This window comes from Allosediminivita pacifica (assembly GCF_003054175.1).
Lineage (GTDB): Bacteria > Pseudomonadota > Alphaproteobacteria > Rhodobacterales > Rhodobacteraceae > Allosediminivita > Allosediminivita pacifica.
The window spans coordinates 159,739-177,210 of the sequence record NZ_QBKN01000001.1 but is presented as its reverse complement, the minus strand read 5'-3'; the positions used below and the strand labels follow the sequence as shown (position 1 = coordinate 177,210).

Here is a 17,472-nt window from a genome sequence, read left to right as displayed (position 1 = left end):
TGACCTTCGGGCGGGGGCATAGCGCGGTGCAGGCTGCTTGGCAAAGCCCGCCGGAAGCCTTACCTCTCTGCGCATGGCACGCAGCAGACATAACGAGGGCCCCGGGCCCAGCCAGCGGCAGCGCCGCGTCGGGGAACTGATCCGGCGCACGCTTTCCGACGTGCTGAACCGCGGCGACATTCATGACCCCGAGCTCAACCGGCTTTCGATCACGGTGGGCGAGGTTTCGGTTTCCCCCGACCTGAAGGTGGCGACGGCCTACGTCGTGCCGCTGGGCGGCGAGGGCGAGGACGACATGTTCGAGCTTCTCGACCGCAACAAGGGCGAGCTGCGCCGCGCGGTGTCGAAGGAGCTGACGCTGAAATACGCGCCCGAGCTGCGCTTCCGGCTCGACGAGACCTTCGACCGGCTGGACGACAGCCGGCGGCTTTTCTCGCAGGAGACCGTCCGGCGCGATGTCGAGGACTGAGAGCGCCCTGCTCGCCGTCGCCGCGCTGGCGGCGTCGTTGCTTGCCGCACCGGCCCGGGCGGTGGAGTGCGAGCGGATCGAATTCGACGGCAACCGCTACGTGACCTGCGCGGTGGATCCCGAATCCGAGCAGCTGGAGCTGTTCCTGCGCGATCCCGAGGGCGAGGTCTGGGGCGATTTCAGCACGCTGGATACGGCGCTGGAGGCCGAGGGGCGCAACCTCGTCTTTGCCATGAACGGCGGGATGTACCATTCCGACCGCAGCCCGGTGGGCCACTACGTCGAGGACGGCGAGGAGGTCATGCGCGTGATCCCGAACGCCGGGCCGGGCAACTTCGGGCTGCTGCCCAACGGCGTGTTCTGCCTGCGCGATGGCTATGCCCGCGTCTTCGAGACGCGCGACTACCTCGAACGACGCCCAGAATGCCGGGACGCGACGCAGTCGGGGCCGATGCTGGTGATCGGCGGCAAGCTGCACCCGCGGTTCTTGCCCGACAGCGATTCCCGCTACATCCGCAATGGCGTGGGCACCACCGACGAGGGCGACCGCGCGGTCTTTGCCATCTCCGAGAATGCGGTGACCTTCCACGATTTTGCGCGGCTGTTCCGCGACCGGCTGAACCTGCCCGAGGCGCTCTATTTCGACGGCAACGTGTCGCGGATCTACGCGCCCGAGGTGGGTCGCGCGGACCTTGGCCGTCAGATGGGACCGATCGTGGCGGTGACGGCGCCCGCGTCCTGACGGGCATCGAGATGGAGCGATGAGCCGGGCGAGCGGCGGACCGTGGTGTGGCGCCGCGACCTCCCGGGGTAAGTGTTTTATGCCTGCCAGATCCGGATGACCTCCGAACGTTTCACTGTAATTGCCAAAGCGCCAGACCGCGCGGACGGTCCGGCGCTCGCCCGGCGGGCCTGCGGCCCTTGTTCCGGGCGAAGCCGCATATGGCAGCCGCGCGCGGAGGCGATCCAGACCGACCATTCTCTTGTTTTATCCCAGCAAGGTCAGGAAGACCTGGACACGCCGCGCTCAGCTTCGCCAAACCGCCGCCTCGGGGGCGCAGTGATGCCAGAGGCGCTTCCAGCATGACGATGCCCGGCGGCCTGCGGCCCTTGTTCCGGGCGGGTCAGCGAATAGCCTGAGCGTGCAGGCGCTTCAGCACCGCCGCAACGTCGCGCCGAACCCTCGCAACCTTGCGCTGACCTGCACCGCGGCATAGGTCATAGCCCTGTCCACCCCGATCAGGAGCGCCCATGACCGCCAGCCCGCAGAGCCTTGCCCACGCCCTTCTGGACGCCGCGAAAGCCGCCGGCGCTGACAGCGCGGATTCCATCGCCGTCTCGGGCACCTCGGTATCGATCGACGTGCGCGGCGGCGCGCTGGAACAGGCCGAGCGCGAGGAAAGCACCGACATCGGGCTGCGGGTCTTCGTGGGCAGCCGGTCGGCTATCGTGTCGGCCTCGGACAGCCGACCCGAGACATTTGCGGCCATCGCCGAACGCGCGGTCGCCATGGCCCGCGAAGCGCCCGAGGACCCCTATGCGGGCCTCGCCGATCCGGGCCAGCTCGGCACGCCGGTCGATCCCGGCCCGCTTGAGATGTACGACCCGACCGAGGAACCCTCGCCCGCGACGCTGGAGCAGACCGCGCGCGAGGCCGAAGCGGCGGCGCTGGGTGTCGAAGGCATCACGCAGGTCCAGTCGGCGAGCGCCGGCTATACCGCGCGCGACGTCTGGCTGGCGGCGACCAACGGGTTTTCCGGCGGCTACAAGCGGACCTCGCGCGGGCATTCCTGCGTCGCCATCGCGGGCGAGGGCCTGAAGATGGAGCGCGACTACGACGGCGACAGCCGGACCTTCCAGTCGGACCTGATCTCGCCGGCCGAGATCGGGCGCAGCGCCGCCGAGCGCGCGGTGCAGCGCATGAACCCGCGCCGTCCCAGGACCGGCAAGTACCCGGTGATCTTCGACGAACGCATCGCGGCCTCGCTCATCGCGCACCTGATGGGCGCGGCAAGCGGCAGCGCCGTGGCACGGGGCGCCTCCTGGCTGCGCGGCGCGCTGGGCGAGGACCTGCTGCCCAGGGGCATCGACCTTATGGAAGACCCGCACCGGGCGCGCGCGGCGGGCACGCGGCCCTTCGATGCCGAGGGGCTGGCGACGCGGCCTCGCGCGGTGGTGCGTGACGGGGTGCTGGAAAGCTTCACGCTGGACCTTGCCAATGCGCGCAAGCTGGGCATGGAGAGCACCGCCAATGCCGCACGCAGCGCCGGGTCTGGGCCGTCGCCCAGCCCCTGGAACCTGTCGCTGACGCAAGGCACGCAGAGCCGCGACGCGCTCGCCGCCGAGATGGGCACGGGGCTGATCGTGACCTCGATGATCGGGGCGACGATCAACCCCAACACCGGCGACTATTCCCGCGGCGCCGCCGGCATGTGGGTCGAGAACGGCGAGGTGGCCTACCCGGTCTCGGGCGTGACGCTCGCGGGCAACCTGCGCGAGATGCTGGCCACGATCACGCCCGCCAACGATGCGCGGCCCTGGCTGTCGCGGATCGTGCCCTCGCTACGGGTGGAGGGGCTGACCCTTGCCGGAGAATGACCTGAGGCTTCTGACGGAGGCGGCGCAGCGCGCGGCCGAGGTCGCCACGACCTACATCGGCGGGGCGCTCGACGTGCGCACCAAGGAGCATGACCAGACCCCGGTGACGGACGCGGACCTCGCCGTGAACACCGTTCTGGAAGAGGTCCTGCGCGGCGCGCGGCCGGACTACGGTTGGCTGAGCGAGGAAAGCGCCGAGGACCCCGACCGGCTGACCAAGCCCGCCACCTTCATCGTCGATCCCATCGACGGCACGCGGGCCTTCATCGACGGGCAGGATGCCTGGGCGCATGCGCTGGCTGTGGTGGTGAACGGCGAGGTGACGGCGGCGGTGGTCTACCTGCCCATGCTCGACAAGCTTTACACCGCGGCACGGGGATCGGGCGCGCGGCTGAACGGCGCGCCGGTGGGCATCGCCGAATATGCCCCCGAGCTTGACGACGCCGATGTGCTCGCCACCAAGCAGAACATGGAGCCGCGACACTGGCCGCGCGGCGTGCCGGGGTTCCGGCGGCATCACCGGCCCTCGCTCGCCTACCGCCTGAGCCTTGTGGCCGAGGGCAAGTTCGACGCCATGCTGACGCTGCGCCCCGCCTGGGAATGGGACATCGCGGCCGGCAGCCTGATCCTTGAGGAAGCCGGCGCGAAGGTGACCGACCGCTACGGCGCGGGGCTCAGATTCAACGCGCCCGTGCCGCAGCATCCCGGGGTGATCGCGGCGGGGCCTGCCATGCATTCAGCCCTGCTTGACCGTCTTCTCTGACGCAGCTTGACCGGGAAGCGCGGATCGCTAGGGTCGCGCGCGTCACCGGCCCTCTCGCCCGAGCCCCAGAAACAAAGGAGTGCCCTTCCATGCAGCGCCTGCATCTTGTCTTCGGCGGCGAACTCGTCGATCCGTCGAAGTCCGTCTTCAAGGACGTCAACGATCTGCATATCGTCGGCATCTTCCCGAACTACGAAGAGGCCTACAACGCCTGGAAGGCGGAGGCCCAGCGCACTGTGGACAATGCCCACATGCGTTACTTCATCGCCCACCTGCACCGCCTGCGCGACGAAGAGCGGGCCGCCTCCTCGACCGAGGAGCTGGGCTGACACCTTGCCACGCCGACCGCTCGCCCTGCGCACCTACCTGGCCTATGCGCATGGCCGCAAGGCCGGGTCGGGCGCGGGGCGCGTGCCCCTTCCCGAACGACCCGCGGGCCCGCTGATCTGGGCCCACGGCGGCGACCGCGAGAGCGGGCGGTCGCTAGGCAATCTCTGTGCGCGGCTGAAGCAGCAAGCCCCCGACGTGACCGTGCTGGCCACCGGCAGCTGCACCACCTGCCCCGAGTCGATCCTGGCCGACGTGCCCCCCGAACTGCCCGCCGACGTGACGCGGTTTGCGCAGGAGATGCGGCCCGAAATCGGGCTCTGGACCGGGAGCGAGCTGCGCCCCGCGCTGATGATGGCGCTGCAGGACGCGGGCACGCGGCTGTTCGCGCTGGGGGCGGCCGGGGACGGCTATACCACGCCCTCGCCGCGTTGGGCGCCCGATCCGGTGCCAGGGACGCTTGGGCTGTTCGACGCGGTCTATCCCGCCAGCGAAGAGGCCGAGCGGCAGCTGCGCCGGTTGGGCGTACTGCCCACGCGCCTGCGTGCCGCCGGTCCATTCATGCCCGCTCCCCTGCCCCTGACGGTGCGCGAGGAGGACCATGAGGAATTGGCCGCGACCTGCGCGGGCCGGCCGATCTGGCTGGCCGCGCACCTGAGGGCGGCGGAGGCGGGCGATATCCTGAGCGCCCACAAGCGCGCGGTGCGGCTCGCCCACCGTCTGCTGCTGGTGCTGGTCCCCGAGAACGCCGAGGAGGCCCGCGGCATCGCGGCGGCGGCGGCCGCATCGGGGCTGCGGCTGTGCCGCTGGGACGCGGGCGAGTTGCCCGACGACAACACGCAGGTCTTGGTGGTGAACGACGGGGACGATCTGGGCCTGTGGTACCGGCTGTCACCGGTGACATACCTTGGCGGGTCGCTGGTGGCCGGCCACGGCGGGCATGACCCGCTGGAAGCCGCGGCACTCGGGACGGCAATCCTGTACGGGCCGAACGTGGGCAAGCACCTGCCGGCCTACACGCGTCTGGCCAAGGCGGGGGCGGCGCGGATCGTGCAGGGGGATTCGAGCCTCGCCTCGGCGATTTCGGCGCTGGTCGCGCCCGAGCAGGCGGCGGCCATGGCCCACGCCGGCTGGGAGGTCATTACCCAGGGTGCGGACCAGACCGACGCGGTGATCGCCGAACTGCTCGAAACGCTCGACATGGTGCCCGCGGGCGGGGAGGACGACTGATGCGCGCACCCGGGTTCTGGGGACCGCCGCCCGAAAGGCCCGACCTGCGGGCGCGGCTGCTTTCGCCGCTGGGGCGGCTGACGGCGCAGGCCACGGCGCGGCGCGTGGGGCGCCCACCCGAGGTGGTGCCGGGCGTGCCGGTGATCTGCGTGGGCAACCTGAATGCCGGGGGCACGGGCAAGACGCCGACGGTGATCGCGCTGGTGCAGCACCTGATGGCGCGCGGGCTGGCGGTGCATGTCCTGTCGCGCGGCTACGGCGGCAGCGAGGCGGGGCCCTTGCAGGTGAACGAACGGACCCACCGCGCCGAGGAGGTGGGCGACGAGCCGCTGCTCTGCGCGGCCTTTGCCCCCACCTGGGTGGCGCGGGACCGCGCGGCGGGCGCCCGGGCGGCCGAGGCGGCGGGCGCGCAGGTGATCGTCATGGACGACGGGTTCCAGAACCCGTCGGTGGCGCGGTCGCTGTCGCTGGTCGTGGTGGATGCAGCCTACGGGTTCGGGAACGGCATGTGCCTGCCCGCCGGGCCGCTGCGCGAGCCGGTGGACACCGGGCTTGCGCGCGCGGACCTGCTGCTGTCGATCGGCGGGCCGCAGGCACAGGCACGCTTTGGCGAAAGCTGGGGGGATCGCATCCCGGTACCGCACCTGACGGCCGAGCTCGCGCCGTTGCAGACCGGCATGGACTGGACCGGCCTGCCGGCCTTTGCCTTTGCCGGCATCGGCCATCCGGGCAAGTTCTTTGCCACGCTCAAGGGGCTCGGGGCGGATCTGAAGGCGACACGGTCACTCGACGATCACCAGCCGCTGGGCGATGCAATGCTGACCCGGCTCGAACGCGAGGCGGCTTCGGTGGGCGCGCAGCTTGTCTGCACCGAGAAGGACGCCGTGCGCCTGCCGCCCGAGATGCGGCGGCGGGTGCTGACGCTGCCGGTGCGGCTGCAATGGGGCGACCCGGCGCCGCTGGATGCGGCGCTGGACCGGGTGCTGAACGGCTAGGGCCGCCCTGCCCCGCGCGGCCAGCCGATCCAGCGCGGGACCCTCCCAGTGAAATTCGCGAAGGCCGCGCCGTGGGTCTTTCGCAGCACGGCCTCTTCCGAGCGGATCTGCGTTTCGGCTGACACCACGAAAAGCACGGCGGCGGCGAGCCCCGCGAAGCTCGGCAATGCGATGACCACGCCAAACAGAAGCAGGGCCTGGCCAAGGAAGGTCGGATTGCGTGACAGCGTGTAGAGACCGCCCGTCACGAGATCCCCGACCGCATCGGACCGCACCCCGACCCGCCACGAGGCCCCCATGGCCATCTGCGCCGCGAAGGCCAGCATGGCCCCCGCGACGGCCACGAGGTGCCCCGGCACGGCGAGCCAGTCCGGGCTGTTCCGCCACAGCGGGTCGAGGGTGGGAAGGAGGGCGGACAACACCGGGCCAAACAGTGCCAGCGCGAAGCTTGCCCGGAAGCCCATGGCCGCGAGGCGGTCGGCGCCGCGCGCCGATCCGAACAGCCACACGGGACGGCCAGCCGCGCGCGCCGCAAGCGCAGAGCCCACGAAGAAGGCGAGCAGGTAGAGCACCAGGATGGAAAGGGTCATGCGCTGGAGCAGTGTCACGGGGGGCATTCCCTACTCGGCGGCCAGGGGCTGCGCGCTGCGGCCGATCTCGGCGATCTCGCCCACGACGCCGCGCAGAAGGCGGCGGAAGGCCTGGAAGTTGGCGTTGGGGCGAATCGTGCGTTCGTCCATGTAAATGGCGCGGTCGATCTCGACCTGCACCGCGTGATGTCCGCGCTGCGGACGGCCATAAGCCTGCGTGACATAGGCCCCGGCGAAGGGCGCGTTGCGTGCCACGACCAGTCCGGCGCCGGCGAAGGCGGCCTCGATCCGCTCGACAATTTCGGGCGCGGCGGAGGCGCCGAAACGGTCGCCGATGACGATCTCGGGGCGCGGCTGGCCGGAGCGGGCGACGCCCTCCACGGCCTCGTGCGGCATGGAATGGCAATCGACGAGAATCGCCTCGCCAAAGAGCATGTGCCCCTCGGTCATCAGGGACTTCAGCTTGTCATGGTAGGGACGCCAGATACCGGCGACGCGGCGCTCGGCCTCGATCCGGGGGATCTTGCCGCGATAGATGGCGCGACCGTTGGCCACCACGCGCGGCACGACGCCCAGACCGCTGGCCACGCGCGGGTTGTGCCCCGAGCGGCGCACGCCCTCGATCAGCGCGGGGTCGAATTCGTCGGCGGCGCGGTTGAGGTCCACGTAGGCGCGCGGCGCCCCGGCGTGCAGCAGGGGCGCGCCGCAGGCGGGGGCGCAGTCGAACAGGCGGTCGACATAGGCGTCCTCCGAGGAGCGGATCGCGTGCTCGTCGAGCACGGTGTGCCGCAGGAAGGACCAGGGATAATCGCGCCCGGAATGGGGTGACGCGAAGACAACCGAAGAGGTCCGCAGACCCGGACTTTCAAGGTGAAAAGGCTCTATGGGCACGATGCGGCGCTCCGTTGCTGGCGGACAAGATAGCGCGAAAATTTCCGGTCTCAAAAGCCCTTGATCCCCCTCGCGACTCTCATTATAGACCCCGCACCGGCGCGGTTCTCCGCGCCTCGGATCATCCGGGGCAAGGCAGGGTTGCGCAGCGATAGGGCGGTTAGCTCAGCGGTAGAGCACTTCGTTGACATCGAAGGGGTCACTGGTTCAATCCCAGTACCGCCCACCAGAATTCACCGTCCCGGCGGCTTGCCGCGCGGGACAGAACGCAATGAAGGCGCTCGCGCGCCGCGACGAAAGGGGAGAGCAGCTATGAAGGTTGCCAACTCGCTCCGCTCGCTCAAGAAGCGCCACCGCGACTGCCGCGTTGTGCGCCGCAAGGGCCGCGTCTACGTGATCAACAAGACGCAGCGGCGATTCAAGGCCCGCCAGGGCTGATACCTCGGGTTTCCCGCAGGCACGTATCGTAGAGGGCCATCCGTTCGGATGGCCTTTTGCGTGTCCGGGGTGTGGTTTTTGCTTTTTCGGGTGTGAGGGAACCGACTTTCGGCTGGGGTCCCTGCCCCGGGTCGGATTCGGTGAATGCACGCGGTCGTTTGCCCGGAGCACGACGAAGGTCGGCTGCGAGGCCATCTCTCCCTTGACGCTCGTGCAACCGAGCCGGGACAAAGCCGGACCGTGGTTTGGCGCTGCGACCTCTGAGGTAGGCGCTTTATGCCTGCCACGCACGGATGGCCTCTGAGTGGTTCCCTGCAATTGCCAAAGCGCCAGACCGCGGCGACGGTCCGGCGCTGGCCCGGCGGGGCTTAAGCCCCTTGTTCCGGGCCTGCCAGGGCATGGCTCGAAGGGTAGCAAAGTCCGCGCGGCTACTTTCGTGCTCTCTGCATCGAACATCCGGTTTCCGGCCTGAAATGCTTGGGCCGGTTGTCCTGTTTCAGGGCGTGACCGCCAGCTGAGCCTGATGGCCCCTGCCGCTGCCGCTTCCTTTCGAGCGCGCGTCCCTGTCGGCCCCCGAGCGGGCAGGCACGCGCGGTCAGCGGCTCACCCTGACAGTTTTGACTTGCCTAGCAGGGTCCGCGCCCCCTAGCCTGCGCTCCGGACCGGAACATGGGCGCACCTTTTACGCCGCCTCGAAGGTGTGTCGGGGGCGACCCCGGGAATGAAGTAAAGCGGCAGGTCAGACCACATGGATATCGACTTTCTTCTCAACGGAGAGAGTGTCACGCTTCGAGGCGTGGAGCCCACGCGCACGCTGCTTGACTGGCTGCGCGAAGAGCGCGGGCTGCGCGGCACCAAGGAAGGCTGCAACGAAGGCGACTGCGGGGCCTGTACGGTCATGGTCACCGACGACCGTGGCGCGCGGGCGCTGAACGCCTGCATCCTGTTCATGCCGCAGCTTCAGGGCAAGGCGGTGCGCACCGTCGAGGGGATCGCCGGCCCGAAGGGCGAGCTGCACCCGGTGCAGCAGGCGATGATCGACCACCACGGATCGCAATGCGGGTTCTGCACGCCGGGCTTCGTGGTCTCGATGGCGGTGGCGCATCTGAACGGCGACACCGGGCACGACGACGCGCTGGCAGGCAACCTCTGCCGGTGCACCGGCTACGCGCCCATCGTGCGCGCGGCCGAGGCGGCGGCGGATCAGCCTGTGCCCGACTGGATGCGCGAGCTGCCCGAGGGGCTGATCGCCGATCCCCAGCACGCGCCCGAAAGCGCAGACGCGCTGGCCGAGCTTTACGAGGCGCGGCCCGAGGCCACGCTGGTGGCGGGCGCGACGGACGTGGGGCTTTGGGTGACGAAGCTCATGAAGGAGCTGCCGGATCTCATCTTCCTCAACCGCTGCAAGGACCTGCAGGAGATCGAGGAAACGGCGCTCGGCCTGCGCATCGGCGCGGGCGTGACCATGGACCGGGTGATGGAGGCGGTAAAGACCCGCTTTCCGAGCTACGCGGGCATGATCCGGCGCTACGGATCGGCACAGGTTCGCAACGCGGCCACCATCGGCGGCAACATCGCCAATGGATCGCCCATCGGGGACAACCCGCCCGCGCTGATCGCGCTCGACGCCACGCTGCACCTGCGCAAGGGCGATGCACGGCGCGAGATGCCCATCGGGGAGTTCTTCATCGACTACGGCAAGCAGGACCGGCAGCCCGGCGAATTCGTCGAGGCGGTGACGATCCCGGCGCAGGCGGACCGGCTGAAGGTCTACAAGCTGTCGAAACGCTTCGACCAGGACATCTCGGCCGTCTGCGGCGCCTTCCGGATCCGCGTTGAGGAGGGCCGCGTCAGCGAGGCGCGCATCGCCTTCGGCGGCATGGCGGCGGTGCCCAAGCGGGCCACGGCGGTCGAGCGCGCCATCACCGGAAAGCCCTGGACCGACGAGACAGTCATGGGCGCCTGGGATGCCTGGGAAAAGGACTTCGCGCCGCTTTCGGACATGCGCGCCAGCGCCGAATACCGGCTGGATGCCGCGCGCAACATGCTGTCGCGCTACCTGCTCGAGGACCTCGGCGCACCGTCGAACGTGCTGGAGGTGATGCCATGAGCGTGGCCAAGCCCCTGCCGCACGACGCGGCGAAACTGCACGTCACGGGCGCGGCGCGCTACGTGGACGACATGCCGGTGCCCGCCGACTGCCTGCACCTGGCCTTCGGGCTGTCGACGGTTGCGGCGGGGCGGATCACGTCGATCGACTTCGACCCGGTGCGCGACTATCCCGGCGTGGTAGGCGTCTGGCGGGCGAAGGACCTGCCCGGGCCCTGCGACTGTTCGCCCTCGAACCACGACGAGCCGCTGCTGGCGGGCAACACGATCCGCTACCTCGGCCAGCCGGTCTTTCTGGTGGCCGCGACCTCGCATCATGCGGCGCGCCACGCGGTGCGGGCGGTGAAGATGGAGGTGCAGAAGCGCGACGCCATCCTGACCGTGGACGAGGCCATGGCGGCCGAGAGCCGCTTCGAGGAAGGCCCCCGGATCTGGAAGCGTGGCGACGCGGGCGAGGCCATCGACGCGGCCCCGCACCGGATCGAGGGCCGCATCGAGATGGGCGGGCAGGAGCATTTCTACCTTGAGGGACAGGCGGCGCTGGCCTTCCCGCAGGAGGGCGGCGACATGGTGGTGCACAGTTCCACCCAGCACCCCAGCGAGATCCAGCACAAGGTGGCCGACGCGCTGGGGGTGCCGATGCATGCCGTGCGCGTCGAGACGCGGCGCATGGGCGGCGGCTTCGGCGGCAAGGAGAGCCAGGGCAACGCGCTGGCCATCGCCTGCGCCGTGGTGGCGCAGGCCACCGGGCGGCCGGTGAAGATGCGCTACGACCGCGACGACGACATGACCATCACCGGCAAGCGCCACGATTTCCGGATCGACTACTGCGCGGGCTTCGACGATGAGGGTCGGCTGCTGGGCGTGGAGTTTGAGCAGTTCACGCGCTGCGGCTGGGCGCAGGATCTGTCGCTGCCGGTAGCCGACCGGGCCATGCTGCACGCCGACAACGCCTATTACATCCCTGCCATGCGGGTGGAGAGCCACCGGCTGAAGACCAACACCCAGAGCGCCACCGCCTTTCGCGGTTTCGGCGGCCCGCAGGGGATGCTCGGCATCGAGCGGGTGCTGGACCACGTGGCCCATACCCTGGGGCGCGATCCGCTCGAGGTCCGGCGGCTCAACTACTATGCGCCCACGAAGGGGGGCGCTGCCCCCCGCCCGCCTGCGGCGGACTCCCCCCGGGATATTTTGGCCAAGAAGAAGGAACTGGAGGCGCATCCGGACGAGGATCTAACCTCGCGCGGGGCGCAGGACGTGACGCCCGACAGCAGCCCCGCGCCCACTGTGCCCGAGGGCGTGCAGACCACGCATTACGGCCAGCCGGTCGAGGATTTCATCCTGCACGAGATGACCGAGCGCCTGGCCGAGAGCTGCAACTACGCCGAGCGGCGGCGGGCGGTGGCGGCCTGGAATGCCGAGAACCCGGTGCTGAAGCGCGGGCTGGCGCTGACGCCGGTGAAGTTCGGGATCTCGTTCACGCTGACGCATCTCAACCAGGCGGGCGCGCTGGTGCATGTCTACCAGGACGGCTCGATCTCGATGAACCACGGCGGCACCGAGATGGGACAGGGCCTGTTCCAGAAGGTGGCGCAGGTGGCGGCGACATCCTTCGGCGTGCCGCTGGAGAGCGTGAAGATCACCGCGACCGACACCGGCAAGGTGCCCAACACGTCGGCCACGGCGGCGTCCTCGGGGTCGGACCTGAACGGCATGGCGGTAAAGGCCGCCTGCGACGAGATCCGCGAGCGGATGGCCGAGCACCTGGCCAAGCTGCACCAGGACAACCCGCGCGACGTGCGCTTCGAGGAGGGCATGGTGAAGGTCGGCGGGGAGCGCATCCCCTTCGCCGAGGCCGCACAGCTTTGCTACATGGGGCGGGTGAGCCTGTCGGCCACGGGCTTCTACAAGGTGCCTAAGCTGAACTGGGACCGGTTGAAGGGCCAGGGGCGGCCGTTCTTCTATTTCGCCTACGGCGCGGCATGTTCCGAGGTGGTCGTCGACACGCTGACCGGCGAGCACCGGACGCTGGCGACGCATATCCTGCATGACTGCGGCAGCTCGCTGAACCCGGCGATCGACCGCGGCCAGGTGGAGGGTGGCTTCGTGCAGGGTGCGGGGTGGCTGACCTCCGAGGAGCTGGTCTGGGACGAGACCGGGCGGCTGCGCACGCATGCGCCCTCGACCTACAAGATCCCGGCCTGTTCGGACCGGCCCGACGTCTTCGAGGTGGAGCTCTGGGACGGGCGCAACATCGAGGAGACGATCTATCGCTCCAAGGCGGTGGGCGAGCCGCCCTTCATGCTGGGGATCTCGGTGCTGATGGCGTTGTCGGACGCGGTGGCCGCCTGCGGCACGGGCTATCCCTCGCTCGATGCGCCGGCCACGCCGGAACGGGTGCTGGCGGCGGTGCGGAAGCTGCGCGATGGGGTTTGACCTTGCCGCCCTGCGCGCTGCCGTCGCCGCGCATGGCCGCGCCGCCCGGGTGGTCGTGGCCGCGGTCGCCGGCTCGGCCCCGCGCGAGGTGGGCGCGGCGATGCTTGTGTGGGAGGGCGGGCAGAGCGGCACCATCGGCGGCGGCGTTCTGGAGTATCGCGCGGCGGAACGGGCCCTGTCGGCGCCCGGCCTGACGCGGCACCCGCTGGGACCGGAACTGGGCCAGTGCTGCGGCGGGGCGGTGACGCTGCTGACCGAGGTCTTTGACACAGACACAGTGGCAGCGCTGGAAGGCCACGAGGTGATCGCGCGCGGCCCGGGCGAGATGCCGCTTTCGGTGAAGCGCCTGCTCGACGGCGCGCGCGCCCGGGGCGAGGCCCCTGCCCCGCAACTGGTGGACAACTGGATGGTGGAGCCGGTGGCGCGCCCCTCCAGGCCGCTCTGGATCTGGGGCGCGGGGCACGTGGGCCGGGCGCTGGTCTCGGTGCTGTCCCCCCTGCCCGAGATCGCGATCACCTGGGTCGACACCGCGCCCGACCGCTTTCCCGAGGCAGTGCCCGACGGCGTCACCGTGGTGCCCGCCGCCGATCCCGCGCGGCTGATGGCCCATGCCCCGCAAGACGCGGAACACTTGATCCTGACCTACAGCCACGAGCTTGACCTGCAGCTTTGCCACGCGGCACTGAGCCAAGGCTTTGCCTTCTGCGGGCTGATCGGGTCGGATACGAAGTGGGCGCGCTTCCGAAAACGGCTGGCGACGTTGGGTCATGGCGATGCGCAGATCGCGCGCATCTGCTGTCCGATTGGGCACAAAGCGCTCGGCAAAGATCCGCAGGCCATTGCCATCGGCGTTTCGGCCCAGCTACTCAATGTCCAAAACAGGGACAGAACCGCGTGGACAACACCCTCCTCAGCCTCCGGGGCCTGACCAAGACCTACCCGGGCGTGGTCGCCAACGACGATGTGTCCTTCGACATCGGCAGGGGCGAGATCCACGCGCTGCTGGGCGAGAACGGCGCGGGAAAATCCACGCTGGTCAAGATGATCTACGGGCTCGTGGCACCGGACAAGGGCGAGATGACGCTCGCCGGCGCGCCCTACCGGCCCGCGAAACCGTCGGAGGCGCGGCAGGCGGGCGTCGCCATGGTGTTCCAGCACTTCTCCCTCTTCGATGCGCTCGACGTGGCCGAGAACGTGGCGCTGGGGATGGAGGATCCGCCCAAGTCCCGCGACCTCGCGAAGCGCATCCGCGATGTCTCCGAAGCCTACGGGCTGCCGCTCGATCCCTCGCGCGTGGTGGGCACGCTGTCGGCGGGCGAACGCCAGCGGGTCGAGATCATCCGCTGCCTGCTGCAGGAACCGCGGCTTCTCATCATGGACGAGCCCACCAGCGTGCTGACGCCGCAGGAGGTCGAGATCCTCTTCGAGACGCTGCGCAAGCTGAAATCCGAGGGCACCTCGATCCTCTACATCTCGCACAAGCTCGAGGAGATCCGTGCGCTCTGCGACACGGCGACGATCCTCCGGCTGGGGCAGAAGGTCGACACGACCACGCCGTCCGAGACCACGGCACGCCAGCTGGCCGAGATGATGGTGGGGTCGAGCTTTGCCGCCCCCGAGGCGCGGCACACCGAAAAGGGCGATGTCGCGCTCGAGGTGCGGGGGCTGTCGCTGCCCGCGCCCGGCGCCTTCGGCACACCTCTGCGGGACCTATCCTTCGAGGTCCGCGCCGGCGAGGTGCTGGGCATCGGCGGCGTCGCGGGCAACGGGCAGGACGAACTTCTGGCGGCCCTCTCGGGTGAACGGACCTGCCCCGCCGGATCGGTCTGGCTCAAGGGCGCGGACGTGAGCCGGCAGGGCCCCACCGCGCGCCGCGCCGCGGGGCTGCTTTCGGCGCCCGAGGAACGGCTGGGCCACGCCGCCGCGCCGAACATGAGCCTCGTGGAAAACGCCGTGCTGACGGCGGGCAAGCGCAAGGCGCTGGTGAGGAACGGCATGATCGGCTGGTCCCGCGCGCGCGACTTCGCCGAGGAGGTCATCACCCGCTTCGACGTGCGCACCCCCGGCCCCCACGTGGCAGCGCGAGCGCTCTCGGGCGGCAACCTGCAGAAATACGTGGTCGGCCGCGAGATCCTGCAGGATCCAGAGGTGCTCATCATCAACCAGCCCACCTGGGGCGTCGACGCCGCCGCCGCCGCCGCGATCCGGCAGGCGCTGCTCGACCTCGCCGCGGGCGGTACCGCGCTCGTGGTCATCAGCCAGGACCTCGACGAACTGGTCGAGATCTCGGACCGTTTCGCCGCGCTCAACGAGGGACGGCTGTCGCCCGCCTACCCCGTGGCGGATCTCGACATGGAACGCATCGGCCTGATGATGGGCGGCGCCCACGACATGGAGGCCACCCATGCGCCCTGACGCCCCCGCTTCTTCTTGGTTCAAATATTCCGGGGGAGTCCCGCAGGGACGGGGGCAGAGCCCCCTCTCACGCACCACCGGGGCCACGCCATGATCCGGCTGGAACGACGCCCCGAACCCTCGAAGCTCTGGACGGCGGTCACGCCCGTCCTTGCCGTTCTGCTCACAATGGTCGTGGGCGGTATCCTCTTCGCCTTCCTCGGGGCCGATCCGGTGGGCGCGATCCGCACGATCTTCTGGGACCCGCTCTTCAACCCGCAGTTCGCGGGCTTCACCCGGCCGCAGCTGCTGGTCAAGGCCGGTCCGCTGATCCTCATCGCCATCGGCCTCTCGATCGGCTTCCGGGCCGGGATATGGAACATCGGGGCCGAGGGCCAGTACATCATGGGCGCCATCTGCGGCGCCGGCGCGGGCCTCGCCTTCTATCCCTCGGAAAGCGTCCTGATCTTCCCGCTGATGATCGTCGCGGGCGCGCTCGGGGGCTGGGCCTGGGCGATGATCCCGGCGGTGCTGAAAACCCGCTTCGGCACGAACGAGATCCTCGTCTCGCTCATGCTGGTCTACGTGGCCGAGAACATCCTCGCCTCGGTTTCCTCGGGCCTCTTGCGCAACCCCGAGGGCCGCGGCTTCCCGGGCTCGCGCAACCTGCGCCAGTGGGACGCGGCGGCCAACCTCGAGCTCATCCCCGACACCGGCATGCACTGGGGCGTGGTCTTCGCCTTCATCGCGGTGATCGGCGCCTACGTGCTTCTGACGCGCCACATCCAGGGCTTCAACATCCGCCTGACCGGCGAGGCGCCGCGCGCGGCGCGCTTCTCGGGCGTGATCCCGGCGCGGATCATCCTGCTCTGCCTCGGCATCTCGGGCGCGCTGGCGGGCCTCGCGGGCTTCTTCGAGGTCTCGGGACCGGCGGGCCAGATCAGCATCGACTTCAACTCGGGCTACGGCTTCACCGCCATCATCGTGGCCTTCCTCGGCCGGCTGCACCCGGTGGGCATCCTGCTGGCGGGCCTGCTCATGGCGCTGACCTATATCGGCGGCGAACTCGCCCAGCTCATGCTCAACCTGCCCGGCGCGTCGATCCAGCTGTTCCAGGGGATGCTGCTCTTCTTCCTGCTGGCGACCGACGTCTTCACCAACTTCCGCATCCGCATCGGCACGGGAGAGACGGCATGACCCCGCGCCGCGCCCCCGTTTCTTCTCGCCGAAAATACCTCGGGGGGGCCGCCGCAGGCGGCGGGGGCAGAGCCCCCGGCATCCACCGCCACAGGAGAGACGCCCGATGGACCTGAGCTCGATCTCCCCCACCCTTCTCGTGGCCTCGATCATGGTCTCGGCCACGCCCATCCTGCTCGCCGCCATCGGCGAGATGGTGGTCGAGAAATCCGGCGTGCTGAACCTCGGGGTCGAGGGCATGATGATCACCGGGGCCGTGGTGGGCTTTGCCGTCGCGGTCGAGACCGGCAGCCCCTCGATGGGCTTCGTGGTGGCCGCACTCGCCTCGGCGCTGCTGTCGATAGTCTTCGGCGTGCTGACGCAGCTCCTTCTGTCGAACCAGGTGGCCACGGGTCTGGGCCTGACGCTGGCGGGTCTGGGCCTTTCGGCGCTGATCGGCAAACCCTACGAGGGCATGCGCTCGCCCACCCTGCCCCGCATCGACATTCCGGGCCTGTCGGACATCCCCTTCTTCGGCCGGGTGCTCTTCGGGCATGACCCGATGGTCTACTTCGGCCTCGGCCTCGTGCTGGCCGTCTGGGCCTTCCTCAAGTTCACGCGCGCGGGCCTGATCCTGCGCGCCACCGGCGAAAGCCACGACAGCGCCCATGCCCTTGGCTACAAGGTGGTGCGCATCCGGCTGGCGGCGATCTTCTTCGGCGGCGCCTGCGCGGGGCTGGGCGGGGCCTACCTCAGCCTCGTGCGCGTGCCGCAATGGACCGAGGGCATGACGGCGGGCGCGGGCTGGATCGCGCTGGCCATCGTCGTCTTCGCCTCGTGGCGCGCGGGTCGCGTGCTGATCGGGGCTTACCTCTTCGGGGGCGTGACCGTGCTGCAGCTGAACCTGCAGGCCGCCGGCGTGCAGGTGCCGGTCGCGCTGCTCTCGGCCTCGCCCTACCTCGTGACGATCCTCGTGCTCGTCATCATCTCGGCCCGAGGCCAGCACGGGGCGCCCGCCTCGCTCGGCCGGCCGTTCCACGCATCCAACTAGGGAGA

General features: G+C 69.8%; 16 protein-coding genes and 1 tRNA gene. 15 read left to right on the top strand and 2 right to left on the bottom strand.

Features of this window, described 5'->3' with window-relative positions; genetic code table 11:
- Window positions 1-73 precede the first annotated feature (73 nt).
- The 7 genes from rbfA to lpxK all read left to right on the top strand — a co-directional run bounded on the left by rbfA (window position 74) and on the right by lpxK (window position 6,382).
- On the top strand, window positions 74-469 hold the full coding sequence (gene rbfA / locus C8N44_RS00860; protein ID WP_107974263.1) for a 30S ribosome-binding factor RbfA: 396 nt from the start codon (window positions 74-76) through the stop codon (window positions 467-469).
- A complete protein-coding gene (locus C8N44_RS00855; RefSeq protein WP_107974262.1) occupies window positions 456-1,211 on the top strand; it encodes a phosphodiester glycosidase family protein in 756 nt (251 codons plus the stop codon). The genes rbfA and C8N44_RS00855 overlap by 14 nt, the downstream gene beginning before the upstream one ends.
- A 509-nt stretch (window positions 1,212-1,720) precedes the next feature.
- Entirely contained in the window at window positions 1,721-3,067 is a 1,347-nt protein-coding gene (locus tag C8N44_RS00850) for a TldD/PmbA family protein (RefSeq protein WP_107974261.1), read from the top strand.
- Window positions 3,054-3,830, top strand: a complete 777-nt coding sequence (locus tag C8N44_RS00845) for a 3'(2'),5'-bisphosphate nucleotidase CysQ (protein WP_107974260.1) — start codon at window positions 3,054-3,056, stop codon at window positions 3,828-3,830. Before C8N44_RS00850 ends, C8N44_RS00845 begins: the two co-directional genes overlap by 14 nt.
- An 89-nt stretch (window positions 3,831-3,919) precedes the next feature.
- Entirely contained in the window at window positions 3,920-4,159 is a 240-nt protein-coding gene (locus C8N44_RS00840) for a DUF4170 domain-containing protein (RefSeq protein ID WP_107974259.1), read from the top strand.
- A gap of 4 nt (window positions 4,160-4,163) precedes the next feature.
- A complete protein-coding gene (locus tag C8N44_RS00835) occupies window positions 4,164-5,387 on the top strand; it encodes a 3-deoxy-D-manno-octulosonic acid transferase (protein ID WP_244640937.1) in 1,224 nt (407 codons plus the stop codon).
- Window positions 5,387-6,382, top strand: a complete 996-nt coding sequence (lpxK, locus tag C8N44_RS00830; protein WP_107974257.1) for a tetraacyldisaccharide 4'-kinase — start codon at window positions 5,387-5,389, stop codon at window positions 6,380-6,382. The genes C8N44_RS00835 and lpxK overlap by 1 nt, the downstream gene beginning before the upstream one ends.
- On the opposite strand, the gene C8N44_RS00825 is transcribed toward lpxK, so the two are convergent.
- Both C8N44_RS00825 and C8N44_RS00820 read right to left on the bottom strand, forming a co-directional pair.
- The gene (locus tag C8N44_RS00825) at window positions 6,379-6,990 is read right to left on the bottom strand and encodes a methyltransferase family protein (RefSeq protein ID WP_107974426.1); all 612 of its coding nucleotides are present in this window, start codon (window positions 6,988-6,990) and stop codon (window positions 6,379-6,381) included. The genes lpxK and C8N44_RS00825 overlap by 4 nt on opposite strands.
- Window positions 6,991-7,002: 12 nt before the next feature.
- Entirely contained in the window at window positions 7,003-7,863 is an 861-nt protein-coding gene (locus tag C8N44_RS00820) for an N-formylglutamate amidohydrolase (protein WP_107974256.1), read from the bottom strand.
- A 154-nt stretch (window positions 7,864-8,017) separates the two neighbouring features.
- Between C8N44_RS00820 and C8N44_RS00815 the strand changes: the two genes are divergently transcribed.
- The 8 genes from C8N44_RS00815 (at window position 8,018) to C8N44_RS00780 (ending at window position 17,467) form a co-directional block, all read left to right on the top strand.
- Window positions 8,018-8,092, top strand: a tRNA-Val gene (locus tag C8N44_RS00815).
- A gap of 83 nt (window positions 8,093-8,175) precedes the next feature.
- Window positions 8,176-8,301 (top strand): type B 50S ribosomal protein L36, encoded by a 126-nt coding sequence (ykgO, locus tag C8N44_RS00810; RefSeq protein ID WP_007792261.1) that lies wholly within the window; start codon window positions 8,176-8,178, stop codon window positions 8,299-8,301.
- Window positions 8,302-9,049: 748 nt separating this feature from the next.
- The gene (xdhA, locus tag C8N44_RS00805) at window positions 9,050-10,411 is read left to right on the top strand and encodes a xanthine dehydrogenase small subunit (protein WP_107974255.1); all 1,362 of its coding nucleotides are present in this window, start codon (window positions 9,050-9,052) and stop codon (window positions 10,409-10,411) included.
- Window positions 10,408-12,846, top strand: a complete 2,439-nt coding sequence (gene xdhB, locus C8N44_RS00800; RefSeq protein WP_107974254.1) for a xanthine dehydrogenase molybdopterin binding subunit — start codon at window positions 10,408-10,410, stop codon at window positions 12,844-12,846. Before xdhA ends, xdhB begins: the two co-directional genes overlap by 4 nt.
- Entirely contained in the window at window positions 12,836-13,774 is a 939-nt protein-coding gene (xdhC, locus tag C8N44_RS00795) for a xanthine dehydrogenase accessory protein XdhC (RefSeq protein ID WP_107974253.1), read from the top strand. Before xdhB ends, xdhC begins: the two co-directional genes overlap by 11 nt.
- On the top strand, window positions 13,741-15,261 hold the full coding sequence (locus C8N44_RS00790) for an ABC transporter ATP-binding protein (protein ID WP_107974252.1): 1,521 nt from the start codon (window positions 13,741-13,743) through the stop codon (window positions 15,259-15,261). Before xdhC ends, C8N44_RS00790 begins: the two co-directional genes overlap by 34 nt.
- A gap of 90 nt (window positions 15,262-15,351) precedes the next feature.
- Window positions 15,352-16,437: an ABC transporter permease gene (locus tag C8N44_RS00785; protein ID WP_107974251.1), complete on the top strand. Its 1,086-nt coding sequence runs from the start codon at window positions 15,352-15,354 to the stop codon at window positions 16,435-16,437.
- A gap of 106 nt (window positions 16,438-16,543) precedes the next feature.
- Window positions 16,544-17,467, top strand: a complete 924-nt coding sequence (locus C8N44_RS00780) for an ABC transporter permease (protein ID WP_188758611.1) — start codon at window positions 16,544-16,546, stop codon at window positions 17,465-17,467.
- Window positions 17,468-17,472: the final 5 nt, after the last annotated feature.

Excerpts from the sequence above, each read along its gene's own strand:
- xdhB (WP_107974254.1), top strand. The coding sequence starts at position 10,408 with ATGAGCGTGGCCAAGCCCCTGCCGCACGACGCGGCGAAACTGCACGTC.
- xdhC (WP_107974253.1), top strand. The coding sequence starts at position 12,836 with ATGGGGTTTGACCTTGCCGCCCTGCGCGCTGCCGTCGCCGCGCATGGC.
- rbfA (WP_107974263.1), top strand. The coding sequence starts at position 74 with ATGGCACGCAGCAGACATAACGAGGGCCCCGGGCCCAGCCAGCGGCAG.
- C8N44_RS00850 (WP_107974261.1), top strand. The coding sequence starts at position 1,721 with ATGACCGCCAGCCCGCAGAGCCTTGCCCACGCCCTTCTGGACGCCGCG.
- C8N44_RS00855 (WP_107974262.1), top strand. The coding sequence starts at position 456 with ATGTCGAGGACTGAGAGCGCCCTGCTCGCCGTCGCCGCGCTGGCGGCG.
- xdhA (WP_107974255.1), top strand. The coding sequence starts at position 9,050 with ATGGATATCGACTTTCTTCTCAACGGAGAGAGTGTCACGCTTCGAGGC.
- C8N44_RS00785 (WP_107974251.1), top strand. The coding sequence starts at position 15,352 with ATGATCCGGCTGGAACGACGCCCCGAACCCTCGAAGCTCTGGACGGCG.
- C8N44_RS00780 (WP_188758611.1), top strand. The coding sequence starts at position 16,544 with ATGGACCTGAGCTCGATCTCCCCCACCCTTCTCGTGGCCTCGATCATG.
- lpxK (WP_107974257.1), top strand. The coding sequence starts at position 5,387 with ATGCGCGCACCCGGGTTCTGGGGACCGCCGCCCGAAAGGCCCGACCTG.
- ykgO (WP_007792261.1), top strand. The coding sequence starts at position 8,176 with ATGAAGGTTGCCAACTCGCTCCGCTCGCTCAAGAAGCGCCACCGCGAC.
- C8N44_RS00840 (WP_107974259.1), top strand. The coding sequence starts at position 3,920 with ATGCAGCGCCTGCATCTTGTCTTCGGCGGCGAACTCGTCGATCCGTCG.